This window comes from Streptomyces sp. NPDC002476 (assembly GCF_042889785.1).
Classification (GTDB): domain Bacteria; phylum Actinomycetota; class Actinomycetes; order Streptomycetales; family Streptomycetaceae; genus Streptomyces.
Map to the genome: position 1 here is coordinate 177,302 of NZ_JBIARH010000002.1, position 23,260 is coordinate 200,561.

At 72.6% G+C, this 23,260-nt stretch carries 24 protein-coding genes and 1 tRNA gene; 12 read left to right on the top strand and 13 right to left on the bottom strand.

All coding sequences use genetic code 11. The features are described 5' to 3' along the window. Nucleotides 1–3: 3 nt before the first annotated feature. Nucleotides 4–738, bottom strand: a complete 735-nt coding sequence (locus ACFYXM_RS02640) for a FadR/GntR family transcriptional regulator (RefSeq protein ID WP_389286165.1) — start codon at nucleotides 736–738, stop codon at nucleotides 4–6. Nucleotides 739–1,108: 370 nt separating this feature from the next. Between ACFYXM_RS02640 and ACFYXM_RS02645 the strand changes: the two genes are divergently transcribed. Together ACFYXM_RS02645 and ACFYXM_RS02650 are read left to right on the top strand one after the other, a co-directional pair. Next, nucleotides 1,109–2,014 (top strand): DUF2510 domain-containing protein, encoded by a 906-nt coding sequence (locus tag ACFYXM_RS02645; protein WP_389286166.1) that lies wholly within the window; start codon nucleotides 1,109–1,111, stop codon nucleotides 2,012–2,014. A gap of 48 nt (nucleotides 2,015–2,062) precedes the next feature. Next, nucleotides 2,063–2,368, top strand: a complete 306-nt coding sequence (locus tag ACFYXM_RS02650) for a hypothetical protein (protein WP_389286167.1) — start codon at nucleotides 2,063–2,065, stop codon at nucleotides 2,366–2,368. A gap of 58 nt (nucleotides 2,369–2,426) precedes the next feature. On the opposite strand, the gene ACFYXM_RS02655 is transcribed toward ACFYXM_RS02650, so the two are convergent. After that, the gene (locus ACFYXM_RS02655) at nucleotides 2,427–3,059 is read right to left on the bottom strand and encodes a class I SAM-dependent methyltransferase (RefSeq protein ID WP_389286168.1); all 633 of its coding nucleotides are present in this window, start codon (nucleotides 3,057–3,059) and stop codon (nucleotides 2,427–2,429) included. A 650-nt stretch (nucleotides 3,060–3,709) separates the two neighbouring features. Beyond that, nucleotides 3,710–3,783: transfer RNA gene (locus tag ACFYXM_RS02660), tRNA-Pro, on the bottom strand. A gap of 126 nt (nucleotides 3,784–3,909) precedes the next feature. Between ACFYXM_RS02660 and ACFYXM_RS02665 the strand changes: the two genes are divergently transcribed. The 3 genes from ACFYXM_RS02665 (at nucleotide 3,910) to ACFYXM_RS02675 (ending at nucleotide 6,203) form a co-directional block, all read left to right on the top strand. Next, entirely contained in the window at nucleotides 3,910–4,611 is a 702-nt protein-coding gene (locus ACFYXM_RS02665) for a transketolase (RefSeq protein ID WP_389286170.1), read from the top strand. A 53-nt stretch (nucleotides 4,612–4,664) separates the two neighbouring features. Continuing rightward, the gene (locus ACFYXM_RS02670; RefSeq protein ID WP_389286172.1) at nucleotides 4,665–5,567 is read left to right on the top strand and encodes a transketolase family protein; all 903 of its coding nucleotides are present in this window, start codon (nucleotides 4,665–4,667) and stop codon (nucleotides 5,565–5,567) included. A 264-nt stretch (nucleotides 5,568–5,831) separates the two neighbouring features. After that, nucleotides 5,832–6,203, top strand: coding sequence for a hypothetical protein (locus ACFYXM_RS02675; protein WP_389286173.1), 372 nt, complete (start codon nucleotides 5,832–5,834; stop codon nucleotides 6,201–6,203). Nucleotides 6,204–6,215: 12 nt separating this feature from the next. Here the strand turns inward: ACFYXM_RS02675 and ACFYXM_RS02680 are convergent, their stop codons facing one another. The 7 genes from ACFYXM_RS02680 to ACFYXM_RS02710 form a co-directional block, all read right to left on the bottom strand. After that, a complete protein-coding gene (locus tag ACFYXM_RS02680) occupies nucleotides 6,216–6,803 on the bottom strand; it encodes a GAF domain-containing protein (RefSeq protein WP_389286174.1) in 588 nt (195 codons plus the stop codon). Continuing rightward, nucleotides 6,800–7,366 carry an ATP/GTP-binding protein gene (locus ACFYXM_RS02685; RefSeq protein WP_389286551.1) on the bottom strand — a complete coding sequence of 189 codons (567 nt, stop codon included), beginning with the start codon at nucleotides 7,364–7,366 and terminating at the stop codon, nucleotides 6,800–6,802. The genes ACFYXM_RS02680 and ACFYXM_RS02685 overlap by 4 nt, the downstream gene beginning before the upstream one ends. Nucleotides 7,367–7,853: 487 nt before the next feature. Beyond that, nucleotides 7,854–8,225, bottom strand: coding sequence for a DUF742 domain-containing protein (locus tag ACFYXM_RS02690; protein ID WP_389286176.1), 372 nt, complete (start codon nucleotides 8,223–8,225; stop codon nucleotides 7,854–7,856). Nucleotides 8,226–8,227: 2 nt separating this feature from the next. Further along, the gene (locus ACFYXM_RS02695; RefSeq protein WP_389286178.1) at nucleotides 8,228–8,662 is read right to left on the bottom strand and encodes a roadblock/LC7 domain-containing protein; all 435 of its coding nucleotides are present in this window, start codon (nucleotides 8,660–8,662) and stop codon (nucleotides 8,228–8,230) included. A gap of 7 nt (nucleotides 8,663–8,669) precedes the next feature. Beyond that, nucleotides 8,670–10,724: an ATP-binding protein gene (locus ACFYXM_RS02700; protein WP_389286180.1), complete on the bottom strand. Its 2,055-nt coding sequence runs from the start codon at nucleotides 10,722–10,724 to the stop codon at nucleotides 8,670–8,672. A 583-nt stretch (nucleotides 10,725–11,307) separates the two neighbouring features. After that, entirely contained in the window at nucleotides 11,308–12,600 is a 1,293-nt protein-coding gene (locus tag ACFYXM_RS02705; protein ID WP_389286182.1) for an MBL fold metallo-hydrolase, read from the bottom strand. Between the two features lie 128 nt (nucleotides 12,601–12,728). Continuing rightward, complete coding sequence (locus ACFYXM_RS02710; RefSeq protein WP_389286184.1) at nucleotides 12,729–13,178, bottom strand: TIGR03618 family F420-dependent PPOX class oxidoreductase; 450 nt, start codon at nucleotides 13,176–13,178, stop codon at nucleotides 12,729–12,731. Nucleotides 13,179–13,315: 137 nt separating this feature from the next. On the opposite strand from ACFYXM_RS02710, the gene ACFYXM_RS02715 reads away from it, so the two are divergent. Then, complete coding sequence (locus tag ACFYXM_RS02715) at nucleotides 13,316–13,906, top strand: TetR/AcrR family transcriptional regulator (protein WP_389286553.1); 591 nt, start codon at nucleotides 13,316–13,318, stop codon at nucleotides 13,904–13,906. A 200-nt stretch (nucleotides 13,907–14,106) separates the two neighbouring features. Here the strand turns inward: ACFYXM_RS02715 and ACFYXM_RS02720 are convergent, their stop codons facing one another. Beyond that, nucleotides 14,107–15,108, bottom strand: a complete 1,002-nt coding sequence (locus ACFYXM_RS02720) for a DUF6745 domain-containing protein (protein ID WP_389286185.1) — start codon at nucleotides 15,106–15,108, stop codon at nucleotides 14,107–14,109. Nucleotides 15,109–15,299: 191 nt separating this feature from the next. Beyond that, complete coding sequence (locus ACFYXM_RS02725; RefSeq protein WP_073781348.1) at nucleotides 15,300–15,626, bottom strand: hypothetical protein; 327 nt, start codon at nucleotides 15,624–15,626, stop codon at nucleotides 15,300–15,302. A 199-nt stretch (nucleotides 15,627–15,825) separates the two neighbouring features. On the opposite strand from ACFYXM_RS02725, the gene ACFYXM_RS02730 reads away from it, so the two are divergent. Genes ACFYXM_RS02730 through ACFYXM_RS02755 form a run of 6 tightly spaced genes read left to right on the top strand, consistent with a single transcriptional unit; the run spans nucleotide 15,826 to nucleotide 22,014 of the window. Then, nucleotides 15,826–16,782: an STM4015 family protein gene (locus tag ACFYXM_RS02730; RefSeq protein ID WP_389286187.1), complete on the top strand. Its 957-nt coding sequence runs from the start codon at nucleotides 15,826–15,828 to the stop codon at nucleotides 16,780–16,782. A gap of 6 nt (nucleotides 16,783–16,788) precedes the next feature. After that, nucleotides 16,789–17,760 (top strand): STM4015 family protein, encoded by a 972-nt coding sequence (locus ACFYXM_RS02735; protein ID WP_389286189.1) that lies wholly within the window; start codon nucleotides 16,789–16,791, stop codon nucleotides 17,758–17,760. After that, the gene (locus tag ACFYXM_RS02740) at nucleotides 17,741–18,901 is read left to right on the top strand and encodes an STM4014 family protein (RefSeq protein ID WP_389286191.1); all 1,161 of its coding nucleotides are present in this window, start codon (nucleotides 17,741–17,743) and stop codon (nucleotides 18,899–18,901) included. Before ACFYXM_RS02735 ends, ACFYXM_RS02740 begins: the two co-directional genes overlap by 20 nt. Nucleotides 18,902–18,938: 37 nt before the next feature. After that, complete coding sequence (locus ACFYXM_RS02745; RefSeq protein WP_389286555.1) at nucleotides 18,939–19,754, top strand: STM4013/SEN3800 family hydrolase; 816 nt, start codon at nucleotides 18,939–18,941, stop codon at nucleotides 19,752–19,754. Continuing rightward, nucleotides 19,751–21,127, top strand: coding sequence for an STM4012 family radical SAM protein (locus ACFYXM_RS02750; RefSeq protein WP_389286193.1), 1,377 nt, complete (start codon nucleotides 19,751–19,753; stop codon nucleotides 21,125–21,127). Before ACFYXM_RS02745 ends, ACFYXM_RS02750 begins: the two co-directional genes overlap by 4 nt. Before the next feature lie 8 nt (nucleotides 21,128–21,135). Then, entirely contained in the window at nucleotides 21,136–22,014 is an 879-nt protein-coding gene (locus tag ACFYXM_RS02755) for an STM4011 family radical SAM protein (RefSeq protein ID WP_389286195.1), read from the top strand. 177 nt (nucleotides 22,015–22,191) lie between these two features. Here ACFYXM_RS02755 and ACFYXM_RS02760 read toward each other — a convergent pair whose 3' ends face one another. After that, nucleotides 22,192–23,037, bottom strand: coding sequence for an SGNH/GDSL hydrolase family protein (locus ACFYXM_RS02760; protein WP_389286196.1), 846 nt, complete (start codon nucleotides 23,035–23,037; stop codon nucleotides 22,192–22,194). Nucleotides 23,038–23,260 lie beyond the last annotated feature (223 nt).

The following is a 23,260-nucleotide window of genomic DNA, read 5'->3' on the forward strand; positions in this document are numbered from 1 at the left end:
GCCTCACACCTGCCCGGCACCCTCGTCGACGAGCGTGCCGTGGAGGTTGCGGATATGCCGTTCGACCAGGTCGGCGGCGTCCGCGCCCCGCCCGGACCGGACCAGTCCCAGCAGTTCGGCGTGCTCGGCGTCGAGCGCGGCGGCCGTGGCGGGCCAGTCCTCGGCCCGCTCCAGCGCCCGCAGGATCAGCGGGCGCACCGACTCGCGCACGGCGGAGGTGAGCGTGGAGGTCAGTTCGTTGCCCGAACTGCGGGCGATGTGGACGTGGAACCGGGTGTCCAGGTCGTTGAACTCGGCGACCTCGATCCCGGGCTCCCCCATGCGCTCGACCAGGCCCTCCGCCTCGTCGAGGTCCTCCTTCGAGGCATGCCGCGCGGCCGCCTCGAAACTGGACCGCTCCAGCGCGACGCGCGCCTCCAGGACGTCATGGAGCCCGTAGCTGCCAAGGGCGAAGTGCAGACGCAGCAGCCGCCCGAGGGCGTCGTCCGGATTGCGCACGATCCGCGCCCCCGCGTCCGGTCCCCGGCCCGGCTGGGCGACCAGCACGCCGATGGTCTCCAGCACCCGCAGGGCCTCGCGCAACGCGGACCGGCTGACCCCGAGAACCGGCGCCAGCTCCCGCTCGGGGGGCAAGCGGTCACCGGCCTTGAGCTCGCCGGCGAACACCCGCTGCTCGATGCTCTGAAGCACGAGTTCGTGCGTGCGCGACTGCCGTACGGGCTGCCACTCGACCCCCATCCGTCACCCCCTGCCCCGACCGGTGTCGTCCGGCCGCCGTCGCGTCCTCTGCTCCGCTCCCCACTATGTCACATATAACGTATGGTCGGACCAAAGAGCGCAGTCAGTCGCCGAAGACTCCGTGCCGCCCCGCACCGCCGCCGAACCGGGCGACCCCGGCCCGCGTCTCCCCCGCGGCGAGCGCCACCGGACCGTGCCGGCGCTCGGCAGCCAGGGCGTCCCGCTCCTCCAGACCGTGCTGCTCCCGCGACGGATCGCGTTGCCCGGCGGGGGATTCCGCCGCCGGGGACCACCCCGATGGTGCCCATCGCGCACATCCCCCGCCAACGGATTCATCTGATTCTCAGGCAATCGCTCTACGGTGGGCCGTGTGACCCAGACGAGCCCGCCCGGCTGGCATCCCGACCCCGGGCATACAGGAATCGGCCCCCTTCAAGAACGCTGGTGGGACGGCACCCGATGGACCGACCATCTGCGCGTGCCGCCCGCCACCCTCCGGCGACGCCGCAGGCGTATCGGCGTCGCCGCCGGTGCGGTGGTGCTCGCCACCGTCGCGGGCGGCCTCTTCCTCCTGAACGACTCCGACGACGCGCCCGCGGGACGGGACGAGGCCACGGCACCGTCCACCGGACCCGACGGCGCGCCCGGGGGGCGTGGCGGGGAGAACCGGGGCGGCGAGGACCGTGCGCCGGGCCGGGAACGGCCCCCGGTGGAGGACGGGTACGCCACCGACCTGCTCAGCGGCATCAGCCTTCCGGTGCCGAAGGGCTGGACGGGCCGGTCGGGAGTGTCGGGCGCCGGCGTGACCACGGGCGAGTACCCCTGCCCGGGCGACGCGTCCCAGCCGTGCGTGCGCGGCGGGGTGTTCTCCGCGCCGGCGAAGGCCCTGAAGCTCGACACGGAGACGGCGAAGGCCACGGCGACGCGGGACATCTCCGCCAACGCCACGGAGTCCTACGGCGAGAAGATCTACGGCGGCATCACCTCGCACGAGGAACTGAAGTCCGGGGCGGTCACGGTGGCGGGCCGTCAGGGCTACCTGGTGCGCTGGAAGGTGGTGACGAAGAACGGCGACGACGGGCACGTGCAGTCATTGGCCTTCCCGTCCCCCCGCGACGCGGACACGATGGTCGTCGTCCGTTCGGGGTTCGACATCGGTCCGCAGGCGCCCGCGCTCTCGGTCATGGACGACATCACCAAGGGCATCAAGGCGGCCTCCACGACGGGCGCCGGCCCGGGCACCTGCGGCTCTGAGTACGAGAGGCGGTCGGGCTGAGTACGCGGACCGGTCCCCCGTCCGCGCGCGGCTGGTCGAATGACGGTCATGGTTCCCCACACACCGCACCGTCCCCGCCTCCAGCACGTGACCACGGCCGGTACGGCCCTCGCCGTGACCCTGGCCCCACTGGTCATCGGCGTGCTCCTGGCGAAGGCCATGGCCGCGGACCCGATGACACCGGTCAACGCGCTGGTCACCAGGGGCGGTCAGCCCGTTCCCCTCTCGCCCGCGCAGTGGCGCGGGTGCGGTGCCCGGGCACTGCGCGGGTGGCGGGGTCCGCTCGGCGGTCGCGGACGGGCGGCGGCACGCGCACGGCTCCGCGCGAGCACGCGGATCACGCGCGAGCACTGAGGGAGCACCGCCCCCGGCCAGGCAGTCCCCGTCGGGCCGTCCCGGTAGGGCGGCCCGGTCAGCCCCGACGGCAGAGCAGGAACAGTTCCGGTTCCGGCACGGCCGCCCCGTGCGCCGGGGTGAACAGATCGCTGCGCTCCCACAGGACCGAGAACCCGGCGGCCGTGACCGTCTCGGTGAACGACGCGGCGTCGAAGCTGGACACCCGCATCTCCTGCCCCATGAAGACCACGGAGGCGTCCTCGACGTCCAGGGGCACCGTCGCGACGGCGAGCACGCCCCCCGGTGCCAGAAGCCGCCCGAGCTTCCGCAGCACCTTCGACTGGTCCTCCCGGGGCATCTGCAGCAACGAGAAGTAGGCGCACACGGCGTCGAACCCGCCCTCTTCCAGGTCGAGTTCGCGGATGTCGGCACAGACGAACGACGCGCTCGGAACCTGACGGGACGCCAGTTCCACCATGACGGGGGAGACATCGACGCCCAGGACGGCGTGCCCGGCTTCGGCGAGAGCCAACGCCGTCGGCCGCCCCGTACCGCTTCCGACGTCCAGGACCCTTCCGTGCGGCGGGAGTTCCTCCAGCAGGCGCTGGAGCGAGGCATGGCGGGCGGGCGAGCCGGCGAACGCCCGCTCGTACTCCTCCCCCAGCGCGTCGAACACTGCGGCGGCCGACCGGCCCTGGTCGTCGTGCATCGTTGCGGTCCTTCCGTTGCTCCGGCACCTCTTCGTGATCGCCATCATTGCTGATTTCCAACGAGCCCCGGCAAACCACTCATGACGTCAAGTCAGCGGATATCGCCTCACCCCGGCCCGACGGACAGGTTCCAGGACATGAACCGGTTCCGTGCCGACGCGGGGCATCACGGCACTCGCCATCGAGCACACGTCGTCGCAACCACAACATGCGCAAGGACGGAATGATCACGCTCCGGGACTGCACGACGGGGCCCGGGATCGGTTCCGGCGAGTGCAGTACCGCGGTGACCGACCGCATCAACAGCTGAGCCGTCCCGGCACGGCGTCCGAGGGTGCCGGCGGCCTCTCCCGGTCCCGGCATCGCCGACGTCCATCACATCGTCCGACGGCGAGTGGTGCTGACCCGAGGCACGCTTCGAGCCGCCAGGTGGTCGACGCGATGCGCGGCGACTCCTTCCGGGCCCACGAGGGTCCGCCCACCATCCGCGTACGGACCCTCGCGATGCGTCGCCGTCGTCCGGCCTCCGGGCGTCCGGTCCGTCCGCGTTCCGGGCGGGCGACCGCACTGCGACCACCACGCCCTCGAACGCACGAAAGGCCGTCCTCTCGTCATGAGAGAACGGCCTCCGACCTGCGTCTCCGCGCGGTCGGGACGACAGGATTTGAACCTGCGACCCCTTGACCCCCAGTCAAGTGCGCTACCAAGCTGCGCCACGTCCCGCTACCCGTCTGACCTGGGTTTTCCCCTGGCCGAACGCGCATGAGAACAATACCGCACTCAGGAGGGTGGTCACGAACACCTTTCCCACCTTGACCTCAACCGGGCTTGATGTTCAAGGCTGGAGACATGACGAGGACCACAGTCACGACGACCGGCCACTACGGCGACATGAACCGGCTGATGAGCCTGATGACGGGGGACGAGAAGCACGGCCCCGCCGCGACCTCCACTCTGGACGTGCTCTGGGTGCTCTACGACAGGGTGCTGCGGGTGACGCCCCGCACCGTCGACGCTCCCGACCGTGACCGGTTCCTGCTGTCCAAGGGGCACGGGCCGATGGCGTACTACGCGGTGCTGGCCGCCCATGGCTTCTTCGGCGAGGAACTGCTGCCCGGGTTCGGGACGTACGACTCGCCGCTCGGACACCATCCGGACCGGACACTCGTACCGGGTGCGGAGATCGGCAGCGGATCTCTGGGGCACGGGCTGCCGCTCGGGGTGGGGAGCGTGCTGGGTCTGCGGGCACAGGGGCTGACCGGTCCCCGGGTATGGGTGCTGGTCGGGGACGCCGAGCTGGACGAGGGCAGCAATCACGAGGCGATCGCGTACGCGGGCCCGGCCGGGCTGGAGCAGTTGCACACCGTGGTGGTCGACAACGCGTCGGCCTCGCACGCGCGGCCCGGCGGGATCGCCGCCCGGTTCGAGGCCGCCGGCTGGTCGGTCGCGACCGTGGACGGACGCGACCACGAAGCGTTGTTCGCGGCGTTCACCGAGCCGCACCCCGGACGGCCGCACGCGGTGGTCGCGCACGTCGACCCCAAGAGCTGACCGGACACGCGGAACCGACGAGAACGCCACGAAACGAAAGAAGGACATTTCACATGGACACGATGCGTGACCGGTTCATCTCGACCGTCTCGCAGATGCTGGACGAGGACCCCCGTCTCGCGCTCGTACTGGCCGAGATCAGCCGGGACGGATTCGGACCGGCCGAGCGGGCCCATCCGGACCGGGTGGTCAATGTCGGGATCAGGGAGCAGCTGCTGGTCGGTGCCGGGGCCGGGATGGCGCTCACCGGCCTGCGGCCGATCGTGCACACCTTCGCCAGCTTTCTGGTGGAGCGCCCGTTCGAGCAGGTCAAACTGGACTTCGGCCATCAGGAAGTGGGCGGGGTGCTGGTGAGTGCCGGGGCCTCGTACGACTGGCCGGCCGGTGGCTTCACCCATATGGCGCCGGGCGATGTCGCCCTCATGGACACCCTCGACGGATGGACGGTCCAGGTCCCGGGCCACCCGGACGAGGCGGAGGCGCTGCTGCGGCAGGCGGCGGCCGGCGACGACCGGGTGTACGTGCGGCTGTCGCTCCAGTCGAACGACCGCGCGCGGCCGGTCGGCGCGGAGACCGGCTTCACCTCGGTGCGGGAGGGCACGGGCGGGGTCGTGGTCGCGGTCGGGCCGATGCTCGACAACGTGCTCGCGGCGACCGAGGGGCTCGACCTGACCGTGCTGTACGCGACGACGGTGCGCCCGTTCGACGGGGCCGGGCTCAGGCGCGCGGTCGGCGCCGGCCGCACCGCAGACGTGGTGGTCGTCGAACCGTATCTGGCGGGGACGTCCACGGCCGCCGCCAACGACGCGCTCGCCGACGTGCCGCACCGGGTGCTGGGGCTCGGAGTGGGGCGGGCCGAGCTGCGCAAGTACGGAGAGATGGACGAGCACCTGGCCGCACACGGTCTCGACGCGCGGGGACTGCGGGAACGGATCGGCGCCTTCCTGGACCGGTGACGGGGCCGGAGCGGACGGAATGAGCGGAGACCGGAGCGCGTCGCCCTCCCCCGCCACGGACCGTTCGGCGCCGCTGTACCGCACGAGCGAGTGGTCCAGGGCGAGCGTCAGCCGCCCGGTGTGCACACAGCCGTACGCCTCGGTGCGCAGCCCCAGGTGTTGCGCAGCCCTAGGTGTTCTGTCCCGGGGGTTGTCCGTCATGGCCGAGCCCTCGCCGGCGAGCGGGGGCGCGGCCGTGTCGTTCCAGTTGCCCCGGGCGGTGTTGTGGATGCCGTAGTCGGCCCATTTGGAGACCCACTTGTACCCGGCGCGGGTGATGACGTTGCGCTCGACGAGGATGCGCGAGGACTGTTCGTCGAGGTAGACGCCGTTGCCGTCGCGCTGCACGGCTGGGACGGCGGCGTCGAGGGGGCCGCCGTGGCGCGTGACCTCCAGTCCGACGCCCACGGTCTGCGTTCCGCGATCCCGTACCTGCGCAGCCGGCCGCACCCGGGAGGGCGGAGCATCCATGTCTCGCTGGTCGTCCTCTCCCGGGACACCGTGCATCCGGAGGCGCCGCGCGACTCGGTGCGGGTGCACTCGAGGGCGGACTCGGTGGTGCTGACGTACCTGGACGGCACGACGGTCGAGGTCTGAGCCTCCGAGCGGTCAGATTCCGGTGCTGATGCCCTCCCGCTGATCGATGTGCCCGACGAGTTCCCGGGCCAGGGACTTGATCGTGTCGAGCCCCGCCCTGCCCCAGGAGCGGGGCACCGTGTCGACCGCGCAGACGGCGCCCAGGGCGATGCCCGTCCGGTCGATCAGCGGGGCGCCGAGGTAGGAGCGGATGCCTATGTCGTCGACGACCGGGTTTCCGGCGAAGCGCGGATAGTCACAGACGTCCTCCAGCACGAGCGCCTTGCGCCGCACGACGACGTGCGGGCAGTAGCCGCGGTCCAGGGCCACGTACCGGCCGGCCCGGCTGCTGCCCGCGGTGGCGGCACCCAGGTCGGATCCCTTGTACGTGCCGCTCGGCGTGTGCAGCCCGGCGAAGAACTGCTGGTTGCCGTCGATGAAGTTGACCATCGAATAGGGGACGTCGGTGACCTCGGCCACCCGGTCGGCGAAGGCGTCGAAGTTGTCGAACGAGGCGTCGGCACGTTCCCCGAGCCCCAGGGTCCGCAGTCGATGGGTACGCACGACGGAGTCGCGGTCCACGGGCGTGAGCAGCAGCCGGCCGGTGGCGGGCCGCGTCACGCGCGGGCTCCGAAGGCGGTCCGCGGGGCCGGGACGGAGGTGGCGTTGATGAGGTGCTGGACCAGCGTGACCAGGGTCCCCGTGCCCGAGCTCGCGATGCGGGCGTCGCACGGCACGACCGGTACGTCGGGGCCCAGGTCGAGCGCGGCCCGTACCTCCTCGGGCGCGTAGCGGTGGGCTCCGTCGAACTCGTTCACCGCGATGACGAAGCCGATACCGCGGCGTTCGAAGAAGTCGACGGCGGCGAAGCATTCGGCGAGCCGTCGCGTGTCCGCGAGCACCACCGCCCCCAGCGCGCCCTGGGAGAGTTCGTCCCACATGAACCAGAAGCGCTCCTGCCCGGGGGTGCCGAACAGGTAGAGCACGTGCTGCTCGTCGAGCGTGATGCGGCCGAAGTCCATGGCCACGGTGGTGGACGTCTTGGACTCGATGCCGTCCAGGTTGTCCGTCGTGGCCCCCGCCTGGGTCAGCAATTCCTCCGTGCTCAACGGCGCGATCTCGCTGACAGCACCGACGAACGTGGTCTTGCCGACACCGAACCCGCCCGCCACCAGCACCTTCAGTGCGACGGGAAACCCCTCGGCGGTAAGTCCTCCGGCGTCGAGGGGATCGACGGAAGCGGCGGAACCGAGGGAGCCGGCAGGAGCCGCCGACACGTCGGTGTCCCGGCCCCGGTCATAGGTGCCCCCCGGGGCGCGGTCGCGGCTCGCCCCGGGGGATCCCCTGTATCCGTACGGCACGCCGGGGTCGTGGCCCCCGCCGGGACCGGGACCGCCCTCGAAGCCGGGAGTGCCGTCGAAGCCGGTCCCTGCACCGGAACCGTGACCCGGGCCGGAGCCCCCGTACCCCTCGGGACGGCCGAGGTCCCCCGGACTCGCGGGACGTACGTGAAGTCCCCGGGCGGCCTCATGGCCTCCGAGGTTCTCGTAGGTCTCCGGACGTTCGTACGTTCCGAACCCTTCGGGACGCCCGTGGCCTCCGTACCCCTCGGGAAGCCCGTAGCCCTCGGGACCCTCGCCGTTCCCGTACGCGGCGGAGCTGCCGAAGCCGTCAGAGCTGTCGTCGTAAGCCATCGAGCACTGCCTCCAGCAGGGATCGTTCGGTGGGCGTGTCATGGAAGGCGGGCGGGTGCGCGGTGACTGCCCCGCAGTCCACCAGGTCGGAGACGAGCACCTTGGTGACGACCGCGGGCAGCCGCAGATGGGCGGCGATCTCGGCCACCGACGTGGGGCCGCCGCACAGCCCCAGCGCGACGGAGTGCTCGGGACCGAGGAGGGCCTGTGGTTCGGCGCCCGTGGCCCTCACGAGGGAGAGCAGGTCGAGCACGGTGCTCGGACGGGTCCTGCCGTTGCTCACGGTGTACGGGCGGATGAGCCGCCCGGCGGCGTCGTCGAGCAACGGCCCGTCCTGCGGAACCGACACGCTCACCGCCCCGTGGCCCCCGGTACCGCGACTGCCTGTCGGGTCGGGGTCATCAGATATGGCCGGACGCTCTTGACCAGCATGGTCATCTCGTAGCCCAGCACCGCGGCGTCCGCCTCGCGTCCGGCGAGAACGGCGAGGCAGGTGCCCGATCCGGCGGTGGAGACGAACAGCAGGGTCGAGTCCAGCTCGACCACGACCTGACGTACGTCGCTGTTGTCGCCGAAGCGCGCGCCGGCGCTTCGGCCGAGCGAGTACAGCCCCGCGGCCAGCGCGGCCATGTGGTCGGCACTGTCGGCATCCATGCCGTGGAGGGACTTCACCAGTCCGTCGGCGGACAGGAGGACCGCGCTGCGTGTGTACGGCACACGCTGCACCAGTCCGCTCAACAGCCAGTCGAGGTCCGAGACCTGACCGGACGGCATATCGGTCGCCATGGTGCATCTACTCCTTGAGGGGGTTCGCTTCGAGGGGGTCGTCTACGGGCGCGGGGGCCGGTACCGGGCCCGCGTCCTGGCCCGGGACGCGCCGGTGCGGGGCGAAGGGCGCCGTCCGCGCCCGGACCGGCAGGGGCTGCGGCGGGGTCCGGGGCCGGTCCACCGGTTCGGGGGCCGGGTCCGTGCCCGTGCCCCGGCCGTCGATGTCGGCCTCGGACTCGCTGCGGGCCTCGGCCAGATCGATGCCGCGCCGGAAGGCCGCCATGAGACCCGGGTCGTGCAGGGCGTGTTCGTCCTCGGTGCGCGGGGCCGGGGGCTGCCTGAGCTGAGGAGCCAGGTGCTCCTGGGTGCTGCGCCTGGGGAGTCGGGGCCGGTCCGCGGCGCCGCGCGCGGCCCCGGATCCGTCGTGCTCTCCGTCGCACGCCGGTGATCCGTCACCCGTGGGCCGGGCTCCGGGAGGGGGCCCCGCCGGGGCGGGGCCGCCGGGGCGACCGCCGCGCTCGGACGGGCTCAGCGGTTGGCCGGGGACGTACGGCTGCGGCCGGGCGCCCGGCCGTGCCGCGGCGGGTCCGGCGACCGGGCGCGGCGGGGAGGCGTCCGGGTTCGGGCCGGGGACCGGGGCCGCGCCGCGGTGCGGGAGCGGGGCCGAGGGCGCGATGGCATGCGGATTCGGCCCGGGGTTCGGGCCGGAATTCGGGGTCGGACGGGGGTTCGGGGCCGGAAGAGGGTTCGGCCGATGGTGAACCTCCGTGCCCTGCTGGGCCGTTGGACGATGCACGGGTCCGGAGGGCGACGCCGGTACCGCGTCCCGCCCGGCCGGGGCGTCCTCGTCCACGCCCAACAAGGTCCGGGGCAGGACGAGTACGGCCTGTGTGCCCCCGTAGATGTTGCTCTGCAGCCGTACCGCGATGCCGTGCCGACGGGCGAGGGACGCGACGACGAACAGGCCGATCCGGCCGTCCTGCAGGAGGCGGGCCACACTGACCTGATCGGGGTCGGCGAGCAGGGCGTTCATCCGCCTCTGCTCGTCGGCCGGCATGCCCAGGCCCCGGTCCTCGACCTCCAGCGCCAGCCCGGCGGTCACCTGCTGGGCGCGCAGCAGCACTTGGGTGTGCGGGGCGGAGAAGACCGTGGCGTTCTCGACCAGTTCGGCCAACAGGTGGATCACATCGGCCACGGCGTGCCCGCGCAGGGTGCCGGCGATCGGCGGTACCAGCTTGACCCTCGGGTACTGCTCCACCTCGGCGATCGCCGAGCGCAGCACCTCGGTCATGGTGACCGGGCTGCTCCACTGCCGCCGCGAGACCGCGCCGCCCAGAACCGCGAGGTTCTCCGCGTGCCTGCGGATACGTGTGGCGAGGTGGTCGACGTGGAAGAGGCCCTTGAGCAGATCGGGGTCCTCGACCTCGTGCTCCAGCTCGTCGAGCAACTGGATCTCGCGGTGCACGAGCGACTGCAGTCGGCGGGCGAGGTTCACGAACACCTCGACCTTCTGCTCCTCGCCCGTGTGGTCCGTGAGCCGGGACGCCTCCACGACGGCGGCGACGGCGACCTCCTGCTGACGGCCGATCTCCTGCGCGAGCAGCTCGAAGGCGTCGCTGCCGGGGCCGGCGGACCGCACGGGCCTCCGTGCGGGCAGGGACTCGCCGTTGCGCAGGAGTTCCACCATCCGTTGCAGTTCGGCCTGGCCCTGCGCGCTGGTGCGGCGGAGCGCGAGACAGCGTCCGAAGACGGTGGTGACGACCCGGTTGGCGGCGACGAAGGCGGCCAGCACGGCGGCGAGGGCCATCGTGCCGGCCCCGCCCAGCGCGATCCACAGCGAGGCGGACGGCCGGACGCCGGACGAGCGGATGGCGCAGATGACCGCCGCGGCCCCGCTCAGCGCCACGGCGACGGCCGGCAGCACCGCGATACGCAGCATCTGGGGCCGTATGCGCGCCTCGTGGGACGGATGGGCGGCGCGTGCCCTCGTGGAGGCCGCGTGGGAGCGGCCACCCGGTCGGCCGTGCCGTCCGCCCTCGCGGCGTTCCGGTCGCGCCTCGGGTGCGCGAAGTTGAGACATCAGTGTCCTCGGTACGTGGGGCACCAGGAATCGGCGTCCATGCGTGGCCCTCTACGGTGCTCGGTCGGGCTCGGTCGGGCGGTCGGGCGGGCTCGTCAATGGAAGCCCACCGTTGATCACCGGACACACACGGTAGTTGCCCCTCACGTATGCGCGACGGGCAGTTGTCGAACTTGCCCGCCATCCGTCCCGCTCTGGTATGACATCTCGCACGCAAGATCGAATTGCTCCGTGGGGAACCTCCGCTCAGCGGACACTCGAACGGCCTACGGCGTGTTTCGAAAGTGGCGTCGTCCGCCCGAAGGGCGGGGCCCGCGGCGTCCGGTGCGGTGCATCGCAAGGCGGAGGGTCGTCCTCGTACGGGGCGTACATGGACGATCCCGACGACGTGGCGCGCCGTGCCAGGCGTCGCGGACCGGACGGGACTTTCGCAACACGGCCTCATGGGCGCAGTGCCGCACGCACCGCCCGGCGCGAGGAACGGCTCGGCCCGTCCGGTCGTACCGGACGGGCCCTCTGCCGTCGTGCCGCCGCCCTCCGGGCCGCCCTCGCGCTCGACGTGAGCGGGGCGCCCAGGGTGCCGTTACGGTGTCGGGGCCACCTCGGAGTGGCCGCTCCCGTCCTCCGTCCCCGCGTCCACCATTCCCGGGCCTGCCGTTCCCGCGCCCGCCGTTCCCGCGCCCGCCGGGGACTTGACTCCCGTCGGGGCCTGCGCGAGCTCCGTGATGCGTGCGGCGTCGGCGGGCCGGCGCTCCACCGGCTGCGGGGCCACCGGACGCCACCACGGCTCGGTGGGCAGGCTTCGTGACGTGGGCTCGAACGGTTCACCCGGCCGTGGCAGGGCGATCGCGGCGCCCGCGTCCTCCGCGGCGGCGAGGGTTCCCTCCCCCGGCTCGGCCCACGGGTGGGGGGCGAGGTTGAAGGTGGCCCAGTGGATCGGGAGCATCGTGCCGAGCGGCTCGCCCCCCTGCAGATCCAGGTGTGCCCGCACCCCCTCGGCCGGGGTCATGTGTATGTCGGCCCAGTACTCGGAATAGGCACCGATCTGGATCATCGTCGCGTCGAACGGGCCGTGTTCGGCGCCGATGTCCTTGAAGCCGGGGAAATAGCCGGTGTCACCACTGTGGTAGATCCGGTGCTCGGGCCCGGCGACGGACCAGGACGCCCAGAGCGTGTGCTGCTGGTTGCGCAGGCCGCGTCCGCAGAAGTGACGGGCCAAAGTGGCGGTGAGGGCGATTCCGGCGACGCTCGTGGTCTCGTTCCAGTCGAGCTCGCGCATCCGGTCGTCGGGCACGCCCCACCGCTCCAGATGGGCGCCGACTCCGAGCGGGACCACGAACACCGTGCCCGTGCCCGCGAGGGCCCGGATCGTCGGGAGGTCGAGGTGGTCGTAGTGGTCGTGCGAGATCACCACCACGTCCACCGGGCCGAGAGCGGCGAGCGGAAGCGGCACCGGGTGCAGCCGCTTGGGGCCTACGAAGGCGAAGGGCGAGCACCGCTCGCCCCACACCGGGTCGAACAGCACGCGTCTGCCGTCGATCTCCGCGAGCACGCTGGAATGGCCCATCCAGGTGAGCCGCAGTCCGGTGGCGGGCGGCTCGGCCAGGTCCGCGTAGGTCGTGGCGTGGACGGGGACGGTGCCGGCCGGAGCCCTGCGTATCCGTCCCTCCTTGCGGAAGTAGACCTTCGCGAATTCCAGCGCGGATCCGGACGGTCTGGTCCGCGCTCCCACGGGGTTGCGGAAGGAGCCGTCGACGAAGTGGGGCGAGCGGCGGATCCGCTCCATGCGTGCGCCCTCCGGATCGGCGCCGAATGCGGCGGGACGCAGCGAGCGCATCCGGGCGCGGAGCGGAGGCAAGGGGTCGGCGCCGGTCACATCATCTCCTGGGGGAGTCGGTGTCGTCTCAATTATGGGCGGGGCGCACGCCCGCGCGAGCGCGGAACATTCCGACGGACCGCGCGAGAGCGGGTCGCCCGAAGGACTGACCGACGGCCCCGGAGCCGTCACCCACGCGGCTGCCCGTAGGCGTGCTCGACGCGCAGCCGCAGCACGAGGCGCCGGTCCCGGACCATCGCGTCGCGGAACTCGTCCCAGTCGGGGTGCTCGCCGCGGACGTCGCGGTAGAGCGCGATCAGTTCCTCCACCGTCGCGTCGTGCGGGTCGGCCGCCGGCGGGGTCAGCTCGGCCGTGCCGTCCACGACCGTCCAGGCCCAGCGGTCCGCGCTGGTGACGTGGTAGCTCGCCCGGGGGTCGCGGCGGAGGTTCCTCGTCTTCACCCGGTCCTCGGTGACGGAGACACGGACGACACCCTCCCCGGCGTAGTAATGGTGGTTGACGTTGGAGAGCTGCGGTCTGCCGTCCCGCCCCAGCGTCACGAGCACCCCGCCGTCCACCTCGCCGAGCAGACCGAGCAGCGCTTCTCGTCGTGTGTTTCCTGCGTCGATTCCCGTCATACAGGGGCCAACGACCATCGCCACCACAGGATTCCGCACCGTCGCGCACGCGTGTGACAACCGGGCGGCCGTGCCCCCGGTCCGCCCGGGGACCACGCATTCGTTAGGGTGACGCCGTGGCAAGAGTGCGACTGGGCGTGGCGGAACGACGCGAGGAACTCCTGCGCGCCACCGTCGAGCAGATCGAGGTAAGAGGTGTCGCGGCGGTCCGGATCGCCGATGTGGCCTCCGTGCTCGGGGTGAGCAACGCGCTCGTGCTCTACCACTTCTCGACCAAGGAGAAGCTCGTCGCGGCCGCCTTCGCCCATGCCGCGGAAGCCGATCTCGCCCATCTGCGCAAGCTGCTGAGCCGCCGCACCAGTGCGGTACGGCGGCTGCGCGCGGCCGTGCGCTGGTACGCGCCGACGGGCCGCGCCAAGGTGTGGCGGCTGTGGATCGAGGCGTGGGCCGCCTCCCTGCGCGACCCGGCCCTGCGCAACGTGGCCGGTGACCTCGACCAGCAGTGGAAGGCGGAACTGGCCGAGGTCATCGAGGAAGGCGCCGCCGCCGGTGAGTTCCACTGCGACGACCCGATGTCCGTGGCGTGGCGGCTCACCGCGCTGCTGGACGGCCTGACGGTGCAGATGACGTCGTACGCGGCACCGCTCTCCCAAGCCACCATGATGGCCTGGACCGAAGAGGCCCTCGCCCGCGAACTCGGCATCGACCACGCGGCGCTGACGGCCTGACCGCGCACCGGACCAGGGCCCGCCCACCGTCGCCCGTCGCCGCCCGCCGATGTCCGCTCCGCCGTCTGGCGGGATCCCGCGACCGCTTGCCGGAGGGTCCCCGACACCGTCTGCCGACCGGGAGATCCGGCGCATGGGTGCTCCGGTCGTCCCGGGGGACGGCACCGAACGGGTCGGCGCCGTCGGCCCTGCCACGGGGATCAGGTCTGCCGCACGGGCGCGTACACGTCCGCCGAGAGCCCGAAGGTCCAGGCCACCCCGTCCTTCGCGGTCCGCGTGCTGGGCGGCACCCGGAGCCAGTACGTGCGGTGCGTACCGTCCGGCTCCGGCGTGGAGTTGACCACCTCGACCATCACCACGTCCTCGTCGCCGTCCAGTGCGATCCGCCAGAGCACCCCCGTCTCGTCGCGGTGGACGGGCTCGGCGCCCGACTCGGTGAGGTAACGGTCGTAGCCGTAGAACTCCAGCATCACGCGGCGCAGTTCCGCGTTCTCCTCCTCGCGTATCCGCCGGGGTGTCAGGGTCTTCAGCTCCGCGAGGAACTCCGCCGGCACGGGCATGCCCCGCCAGGCGTGGAGCGCGAAGCCGTCCCGGTAGGCGAGCGCCGGGCCGTCCCCGCGATCGAGGCGGCCCGCCTCGTCCCGGTGAAGCACCTCCGGGCGCTCGCTGATCACCACCACGCGCTCGTAGGGCCACCACCAGCCCGCGTTCCTGGCCACCTCGGCCAGGCCGTCCAGTCGCTCGCCCCGGCCGTCGAACGCGGCGAGCCAGGCCGCGTCGTGCTGACCCAGGACCGCGTCGAGCAGCACCAGGCGGACGGCGGCCCCCTCCTCGGCGGTCCGGGCGAGGTCCGCGACGATGCCGCCCCTGATCCGCTCGGCGAGCGCCGCCGTCGTCTCCCAGAGCTGCGCCCCGGTGGCCGACCACAGGGCGGACCAGCCCGCCGGGCCGAGTTCGTCGTACATCCGGCGCCGTTCCTGGGCCCAGGGCCGGGTCCGTACCTCGTCGCGCACCGAGCGCCCGGTGTCGACGATTTTCTCGACCGCCTCCACGGCGGCTCTGGGCGAGTCGACCCAGACGATCCGCTCCGGCTCCGCCAGCCCCGCGCGGCGGTAGGCGAGCCGCACCCCGTCCTCGGCCGCGGCCCGGTCCGCCGCGCCCGTCGCCGCCGCCACGGCCCGCCAGGAGTCCACGTATTGCATCCGTCTTCCCCGTCCCCTGAGTATGTGTTCGATGTCAGGTGTTCGATGTTCGGTATTGGTTGTTCGGTGCCGGGTGTTTCCGCGCGCCATGTCGTACGTGTCGCGTCGCCTGCCCGGCGTGCCCCGCATGCCGCGGTGATCCGGCGCTCGACCGGATCAGCGCTCATCGGTGTCTCTTCCGGCCGGCCGGGTCAGTCCGCGACGATGCGGACCGCGCCCGGCGCGTACTCCCGCTGACGCACCACGCGGTACCAGCCCTTGGGCAGCGGTATCGCCGCGTGTTCCTCGTGCACCACCCGGCCGCCCTCGGGAAGGTGCAGCAGCATCGGTCCGAAAGCTCCCGCCTCGCGCATCAGCCGGCCCGGTCCCTGGACCGCGTGGGCGTGCCCGGTCACCTCGCCCAGCGCGAGGACCATCCGGCCCCGGCCGTCCCTCGGCTCGCCCGGAGCCTCCACGAGATGCGCGGGCACCGCCGACTCCGCCAACGACATGATCAGTACATCGCCCTGTCGGTACACAGACCTCTCCCCTCGACGGCCGCACCCGCTGTGCCGGCCACGAGGAAAAAGCTAAGGGCAGGGTCTGACAACGGGTCGTCGGGCGGCCTGCCGGGCATCACCGGACACGTGCCGGACGGTCCCCGGTCACGGCGTTGTCAGTGGGGCTTGATAAACCTTGCGGACATCAGCCGTTCCCCAGTACCAGGAGCTCAGGGCCATGTCCGGTGTGGACCACCTGCACGAGTTGCTCGGCCTGCCCGCCGTCGACTTCCAGCACGCGACGGGCGAAGCACCCGCCCAGGCAGCCGACGCGGCGGCCTGGCGCATCTCGGTCGACCCCTACGACGACGAGTGCGAGAAGACCTGGGAGGAGGCGTTCCGGACGTTTCTCGACACCGTCGACCCGGCGGGGGTGCGTGCACTGATCATCGGTCAGTGGGGCGAGTCCTACGAGGAGACCTCCTCGTACCCGATCGGTCTGGTGATCGCCGCGGCCGACCGGCTGACCTCGCTCCAGGCCGTCTTCGTCGGCGACATGACCATGGAGGAGAACGAGATCTCCTGGATCGAGCAGTCCGACGTCACGGCCCTGCTCGACGCCTTCCCCGGTCTGCTGGAGCTCGGGGTGCGCGGCGGCACGGAACTGGAGTTCTCCCCCTGCAAGCACGAGCGGCTGCGCGCGTTGACCATCGAGACCGGAGGCCTGCCGGTCGGTGCGCTCCGAGGCGTCCTGGACAGTGAACTGCCCGCGCTGGAGCGGCTCGACCTCTGGCTCGGCGTCTCCGCGTACGGGGGCGACGTCGACGTGGCGGACCTCGCCCCGCTGCTCTCCGGTTCCCGCTTCCCGGGGCTCACGCACCTCGGTCTGCGCAACAGCGAGGTGCAGAACGAGATCGCGACCGCCGTCGCGGCCGCTCCGGTCGTCGCCCAGCTCCGGGTCCTCGACCTGTCGAACGGCACGCTGGGCGACGAGGGCGCGGCCGCGCTGCTGGACGGCCAGCCGCTCACCCATCTCGAATGCCTCGATCTCCACCACCACTTCATGACCGAGCCGATGGAGCGCCGGATCGTCCAGGCGCTGGAGCCCCACGGCGTACGGGTCGACGTGTCGGAGCGCGAGAAGCCGTGGGGTGACCGCGGAGTCGAGGGCCGCTACACCGCGGTGTCGGAGTGATGTGCGATGACGGACATCGAACACCCCGAGACGTTCCACGGCCTTCCGGTTCTCACCCTGCCCGGGCCCGGCACGCAGAGCACTGATCCTCTTCCCGCGCCCGGCTCCGTCGCGTGGCGGCTGGAGAGCGCCTGGCAGGGCGATCTGACGTTCGCCGGGTTGTGGCGGCACTTCCTCGACACGGTCGACACGACGAAGGTCCGGGCCCTGCTGATCGGCCCGTGGTGGCAGGAGGACTACGTGTCCTTCGCCCCGGTCGTCGAGGCGCTGGCGGCGGACGCGGACCGCTTTCCCGCTCTGAAGGCGCTCTTCCTCGCCGATGTCGTCGCTGAGGAGTGCGAGCTGTCCTGGCTGGAGATGGCCGACATCACCCCGGTCGTCGAGGCGTTCGGCGGGCTGGAGGAGCTGACGGTGCGCGGGTGCGGCGACCCGCACGACGACCGGCCGAGCCTGGGCCTGCGCCCGGTACGGCACACCTCGCTCAGGAAGCTGCGGTTCGAGTCGGGCGGACTGCCGGCCGAGGTCGTGCGCGCGGTCGGCGCGTCCGAGCTGCCCGCGCTGGAGCATCTGGAGCTCTGGCTCGGCGTGTCCGAGTACGGCGGGGACGCGGGCGTCGCGGACCTGGCGCCCGTGCTGTCCGGGGCGTCGTTGCCGGCCCTGCGCCATCTCGGGCTGCAGAACAGCGAGATCCAGGACGAGATCGCGGCCGCGGTGGCCTCCGCCCCGGTGGTCGCGCAGCTGGAGTCGCTGTCCCTCGCGATGGGGACGCTGGGCGACGAAGGTGTCGAGGCGCTGCTCTCGGGCCAGCCGCTCACGCATCTGACCTCGCTGGACCTGCACCACCACTACGCCGGCAAGGCTCTGGTGGACCGGCTCGTGGACCTGCTCGGTCCCGACCGGGTGAACCACGACGTCGACGAGGTCGAGTACTGGGATCCGGACGAGGACGAGTTCCGCTATGTCGCCGTCAGCGAATAGTCCGGATCCGGCGGGCCCGGCGACGCGGCTCGCCGTCGTGGGGGTGCCCGGCAACCGTCGGGTCACCCTCTTCCAGGACGCCGTGCGCGCCGCCGGGCTGCCGCCCGCACGGATCGTCCCCTGGCTGGACGTGCTGCGCGGCGAGGCCGTGTTCCGTCCGGGCGAGACCGTGCGCATGGACTCGCCCGGGGAGGACGCCGAGGTGGAGCGGCTGCTCCGCGCGGTCGACGATCCGACCAGGGTCGAGGGCTCCGCCCTGTGGTACGCCCGGTTCACCGCCGCCCTGCGGTCGGTGGCGCGGGACGCCGCCGAATCCGGTGCCGTGCTGCTCGACGCCCCCGGCGACATCGAGGTGCTGTTCGACAAGCGGCTGTGTCACGCCGTGCTGGACGGCGCCGGGATCCCGGTGCCCGCCTCGCCGACGTCGGGGGCCGCGGCCCCCGCGGTGCGCGACTGGGCGGACGTGCGCGAGCGGATGGCGGCCCACGGGATGCGCAGGGCCTTCGTGAAGCTCGCACACGGTTCGTCCGCCTCGGGGGTCCTGGCCGTGGAGACGGCCGGACCCGGCCGGGTGCGGGCCACCACATCGGTGGAGCGCGACGCGGCCGGCCGGCTCTTCAATTCGCTGCGGGTGCGCCGTTGCACGACGGAGTTGGAGGTCGGGGCGATCGTCGACGCGCTCGCTCCGGACGGGCTGCACGTGGAACGCTGGCTGCCCAAGGCGACCCGGCGCGGCAGGGCGGCGGACCTGCGGGTCGTGGTGGTGGCGGGCCGCGCCACCCACGCCGTCGTGCGTACCAGCCGCTCCCCCATGACCAATCTCCACCTCGGCGGCGCGCGGGGGGATCTCGACGACTTCCGCGCGGCCGTCACGGCCGCGGGCGGCGACTGGGCCGCGGCCCTGGCCGTGTGCGAACGGGCCGCCGCGTGCTTCCCGGACACACTGTGCGTCGGCGTCGATCTGCTGCCCTCGTCCGACCTGCGGCGCTTCGCCGTCTGCGAGGTCAACGCCTTCGGCGACCTGCTGCCGCGGCTGACCGGGCTCCCCGGCAGCGGCGCCGAGGGCCTGGACACCTACGCGGCACAGGTCGCCGCCGTACTGAACCGAGCAAGGAACCACCGTGCAACCCCCACTCACTGACACCGCGCCCACCGCCGTCGCCTGCGAGAACCCGGACATGAGCGGGGTCGTGGGAAGCCACGACCTGCTGTTCGTCACCCTCGACACGCTGCGCCACGACGTGGCGCAGGAGCTCGCCGCCGCAGGACGCATCCCCCATCTGGCACGCCATCTGCCCGGCGGCGCGTGGGAGACGCGCCACGCTCCCGGCAGCTTCACCTATGCCTCGCACCAGGCGATGTTCGCGGGTTTCCTGCCGACCCCGGTCGGTCCGGGCCCCCATCCCCGGCTGTTCGCGGCCCGGTTCGCGGGCAGCGAGTCCACGGCGTCGGGCACCTTCGTCTTCGACACGCCGGACCTGCCGTCCGGCCTCGCCTCGGTGGGATACCGCACGGTGTGCATCGGCGGTGTCGGGTTCTTCAACAAGCAGGGGGCGCTGGGCTCCGTGCTGCCCGGCCTGTTCCAGGAGAGCCACTGGGAGCCGGAGTTCGGTGTCGCGTCGCCCACGTCCTTCGAGGCACAGGTGACCCGGGCGGAGCGGGTGGTCTCCTCGCTCGCCCCGGAGCAGCGGCTGTTCCTCTTCGTCAACGTGTCCGCGCTGCACCAGCCCAACTGGTTCCACACACCGGGGGCCACCCGCGAGGCGGGCGACTCCCGCGCCACCCACGCCGCCGCGCTCGAATACGTCGACGCCCACATCGGGCGTCTCTTCGCCGCCGCGAGCAGCCGTCGCCGCTGCTTCGCCATCGTCTGCTCCGATCACGGCACGGCGTACGGGGACGACGGCTACACCGGTCACCGGATCGGCCACGAGTCCGTGTGGACGGTCCCGTACGCGCACTTCTTCCTGGAACCGGGGGCCACCGCGTCATGAGCCGCACCACCACCACCGCACCGGCCGTCCGTCCCTACCGGAGCTACGTCTACGCCTATCCGCACAAGACGGCCTACCGCCCGCTGCCGGACCGGCCGGCGCTGCGGGAGCTGTGGGCGTCGGAGCGCAAGGACGCGCTCTCGCTCTACCTGCACATACCCTTCTGCGAGGTCCGCTGCGGCTTCTGCAACCTGTTCACCAGGATCGGCGCTCCCGACGAGCTGACGACCCGGTACCTCGACGCGCTGGACCGGCAGGCCGTCGCCGTCCGGGACGCGTTGGGCGACGCGGAACCGGTACGGTTCGCCGCCGCGGCGTTCGGCGGGGGCACGCCCACGTTCCTGACGGCGCCGGAGCTGGAGCGGCTGTGCGACATCGCGGAGAAGCGGATGGGCGCCGATCTGCGGGCCGTCCCGCTGTCCGTCGAGACGTCGCCGTCCACCGCGACCGCCGACCGGCTGGCCGTCCTCGCGGACCGGGGCACGACGAGGATCAGCATCGGGGTGCAGAGCTTCGTCGAGGCCGAGGCCCGCGCCGCCGTCCGGCCGCAGCGCCGCGCCGATGTGGAGAGCGCCCTGGACCGGATACGCGACGCCGGTGTCCCGGTCCTCAACATCGACCTGATCTACGGCATCGACGGGCAGACCGAGGACAGCTGGCACACCTCGCTGGACGCGGCCCTGCGGTGGCGGCCGGAGGAGCTGTACCTGTACCCGCTGTACGTCCGCCCGCTGACCGGTCTCGGCCGGCTGGGTGCGGAGGCGCGCGCGGACGAGGAAGAAGCGGCGGACGCCGCCTGGGACCGGCAGCGGCTGCGGCTCTACCGCGCGGGCCGGGACCATCTCCTCGCCCGTGGCTACGAGCAGGTGTCGATGCGGATGTTCCGCCGCGCCGACGCCCCGCGCACGGACGGACCCGACGACTACGCCTGCCAGACGGACGGCATGATCGGTCTGGGGTGCGGGGCCCGTTCGTACACCTCACGGCTGCACTACTCCTTCGACTACGCGGTGGAGATGCGCGAGGTGCGGGCGATCATCGACGGCTACGCCGCCGCCGAGGACTTCTCGCGCGCCGAGGTGGGGCGGTACGTCGACGGCGACGAGGCGCGCCGACGCCACCTCCTGCAGTCGGTGCTCCAGGCCGAGGGCATGGCACTGGCCGACTACCGCGAACGGTTCGGCAGCCTCCCCGCCGACGACTTCCCCGCCGAGCTGGCCCGGTTCGAGGAGCGCGGCTGGCTCGACACGGGGGCCGGGGCGTCCGGTCTGCTGCGGCTCTCCGCCGAGGGCCTGGCCCATTCCGACGCGCTGGGCCCCGAGCTGTTCTCCCCCGGCGTACGGGCCGCGATGGCCGCGTACGAGCTGAAGTGAGCGCGCCCATGGACCTGACCATCCTCTATCGCGGTCCGCTCGCGTCCTGCGACTACGACTGCCCGTACTGCCCGTTCGCCAAGCGGCGGGACAGCCCGGACCAGCTGCGCGCCGACCGCGCGGCGCTGGAGCGGTTCACGGCGTGGGCCGCGGAGCGGACCGGTGACCGGCTCTCGGTCCTGTTCACACCGTGGGGCGAGGGCCTGGTCCGGTCCTGGTACCGGAGGGCGCTGGTCGATCTCGCCCGGCTGCCGCACATCGGCCGGGTCGCGATCCAGACCAATCTCAGCGGCCGGACGGCCTGGCTGGCCGAGGCGGGTGAGGCCGGCCGCGAGAAGATCGCGCTCTGGTGCACGTACCACCCGGGGCAGACACCGTACGAGCGGTTCCTGGGCAAGTGCCGGGAGCTGTCCGCGCTCGGCATCCGCCACAGCGTCGGCGTGGTCGGGTTCGACGAGCACCTCGACGAGGCGCGTCGGCTGCGTGCCGCGCTGCCGGACGAGGTGTACCTGTGGGTGAACGCGGCGGAGGGGCACACCTACACGGACGAGGAGGCGGACCGCTGGACGGCGATCGACCCGCTCTTCCCGTACAGCAGGCATCCGCACCGGTCGGCCGGACTGCCGTGCCGGACGGGCGAGTCGGTGATCTCCGTGGACGGCGACGGCACGGTGCGGCGCTGTCATTTCGTCCGGGCGGAGCTGGGCAACCTCTACGACGGGAGCTACCGGGAGGCGCTCCGTCCGCGCGCCTGCCCGCTGGCCGTGTGCGACTGCCACATCGGCTATGTGCACCTGGAGACGCTGCCGCTCTACGACGTGTTCGCGGGCGGGGTGCTGGAACGGATACCGGCGGGCCCGCAGTCTTCGCTCGCCGGGCGTCCATGAGGGCGGGCCGGCCCTGATCCGCGCGACCTCCGACGGGTGTGCCCCGCTCGCCGGTGGCCCGGGCCGGGGCCCCCGGCGAGGTGGGAGGGGCGCGCGCGGGGCGGGGGACGCCGACCGGATCCCGTCGGCGAGGTCCGGGCCGTCCTCCCGGCGGGCGACGCCGCCGCACGACGTTGCTCAGAGCGGCAGGAGGTCCGGCCGCTTCGCCTCGACGTGGTCGCCCGAGGACTCGCCGCGCAGCCGTCGGCCGATCCACGGCACCAGGTGCTCGCGCGCCCAGTGGATATCGTCGCGGCGGACTTCGAGCGTGCCGCGCCGGCCCTGCGGGGGCCACGGCTGGTCGGGGTCGGCGGGCACCTCGATCCCGAGGACCTGGGCGGCGCGCAGCGCGACCCTGGTGTGTCCCTCGGGTGACAGGTGGAGCCGGTCGTCGTCCCAGGCCCGCCGGTCCTGGACGGAGCGCAGCGACCACAGGTCGAGGACGGGGCAGCCGTAGCGGTCGGCGATGGCCCGTACGTGGGCGGTGTACGTGGCGACCTTGCCTCGCAGATGGCGCAGCACGGGAACGCCCCGGGTGTCGAAGCCGGTGGTGACCATGACGGTGCCGACCGAGTCGGTGAGTTCGGCGACCGCGCGCTCGAAGCGTTCGGCCACGTCGTCGGGGTCGGTGCCGGGCCTGATGATGTCGTTGCCGCCCGCGCAGAAGCTCACCAGGTCGGGTGCCAGCTCCTTGGCGCGCGGCACCTGTTCCTCGACGATCTGGTCGAGGAGGCGGCCGCGGACGGCGAGATTGGCGTACCGGAAGCCCGCGTGTGCGGGGCCTTCGTCGCTCGTGCCCCCGGCGGATTCCGGAAGCTGGTCCGCGAGAAGCACGGCGAACCGATCCGCCCAGCCGACATAGGCCCCGTCCGGGCCGGGGTCGCCGACCCCTTCCGTGAAACTGTCGCCGATCGCCGCGTACGACCCGATGACGCCCTGTCGGTCGATGACGCCACGCTGATTTTTTCTCGAATCGTCTGCCACGAACGCTTATCCTGCACCGACGAATGTGACCTACGCGACCGTAATAAGGGGTTGACGGGTGGTGAGATAGACCACCCGGTCAGGTTCGCCTGCGGGGAATACACGGCACGGAGGGGGGGGGGGGCCGGGGGGGGCCCCCCCCCCCCGGCGGGGGGGGGGCCCCCCCCGCCCCCGGGGGGGGGCCCGGGGCGGGGGGGGGGGGGGGGGTGGGGGGTGCGTGGGT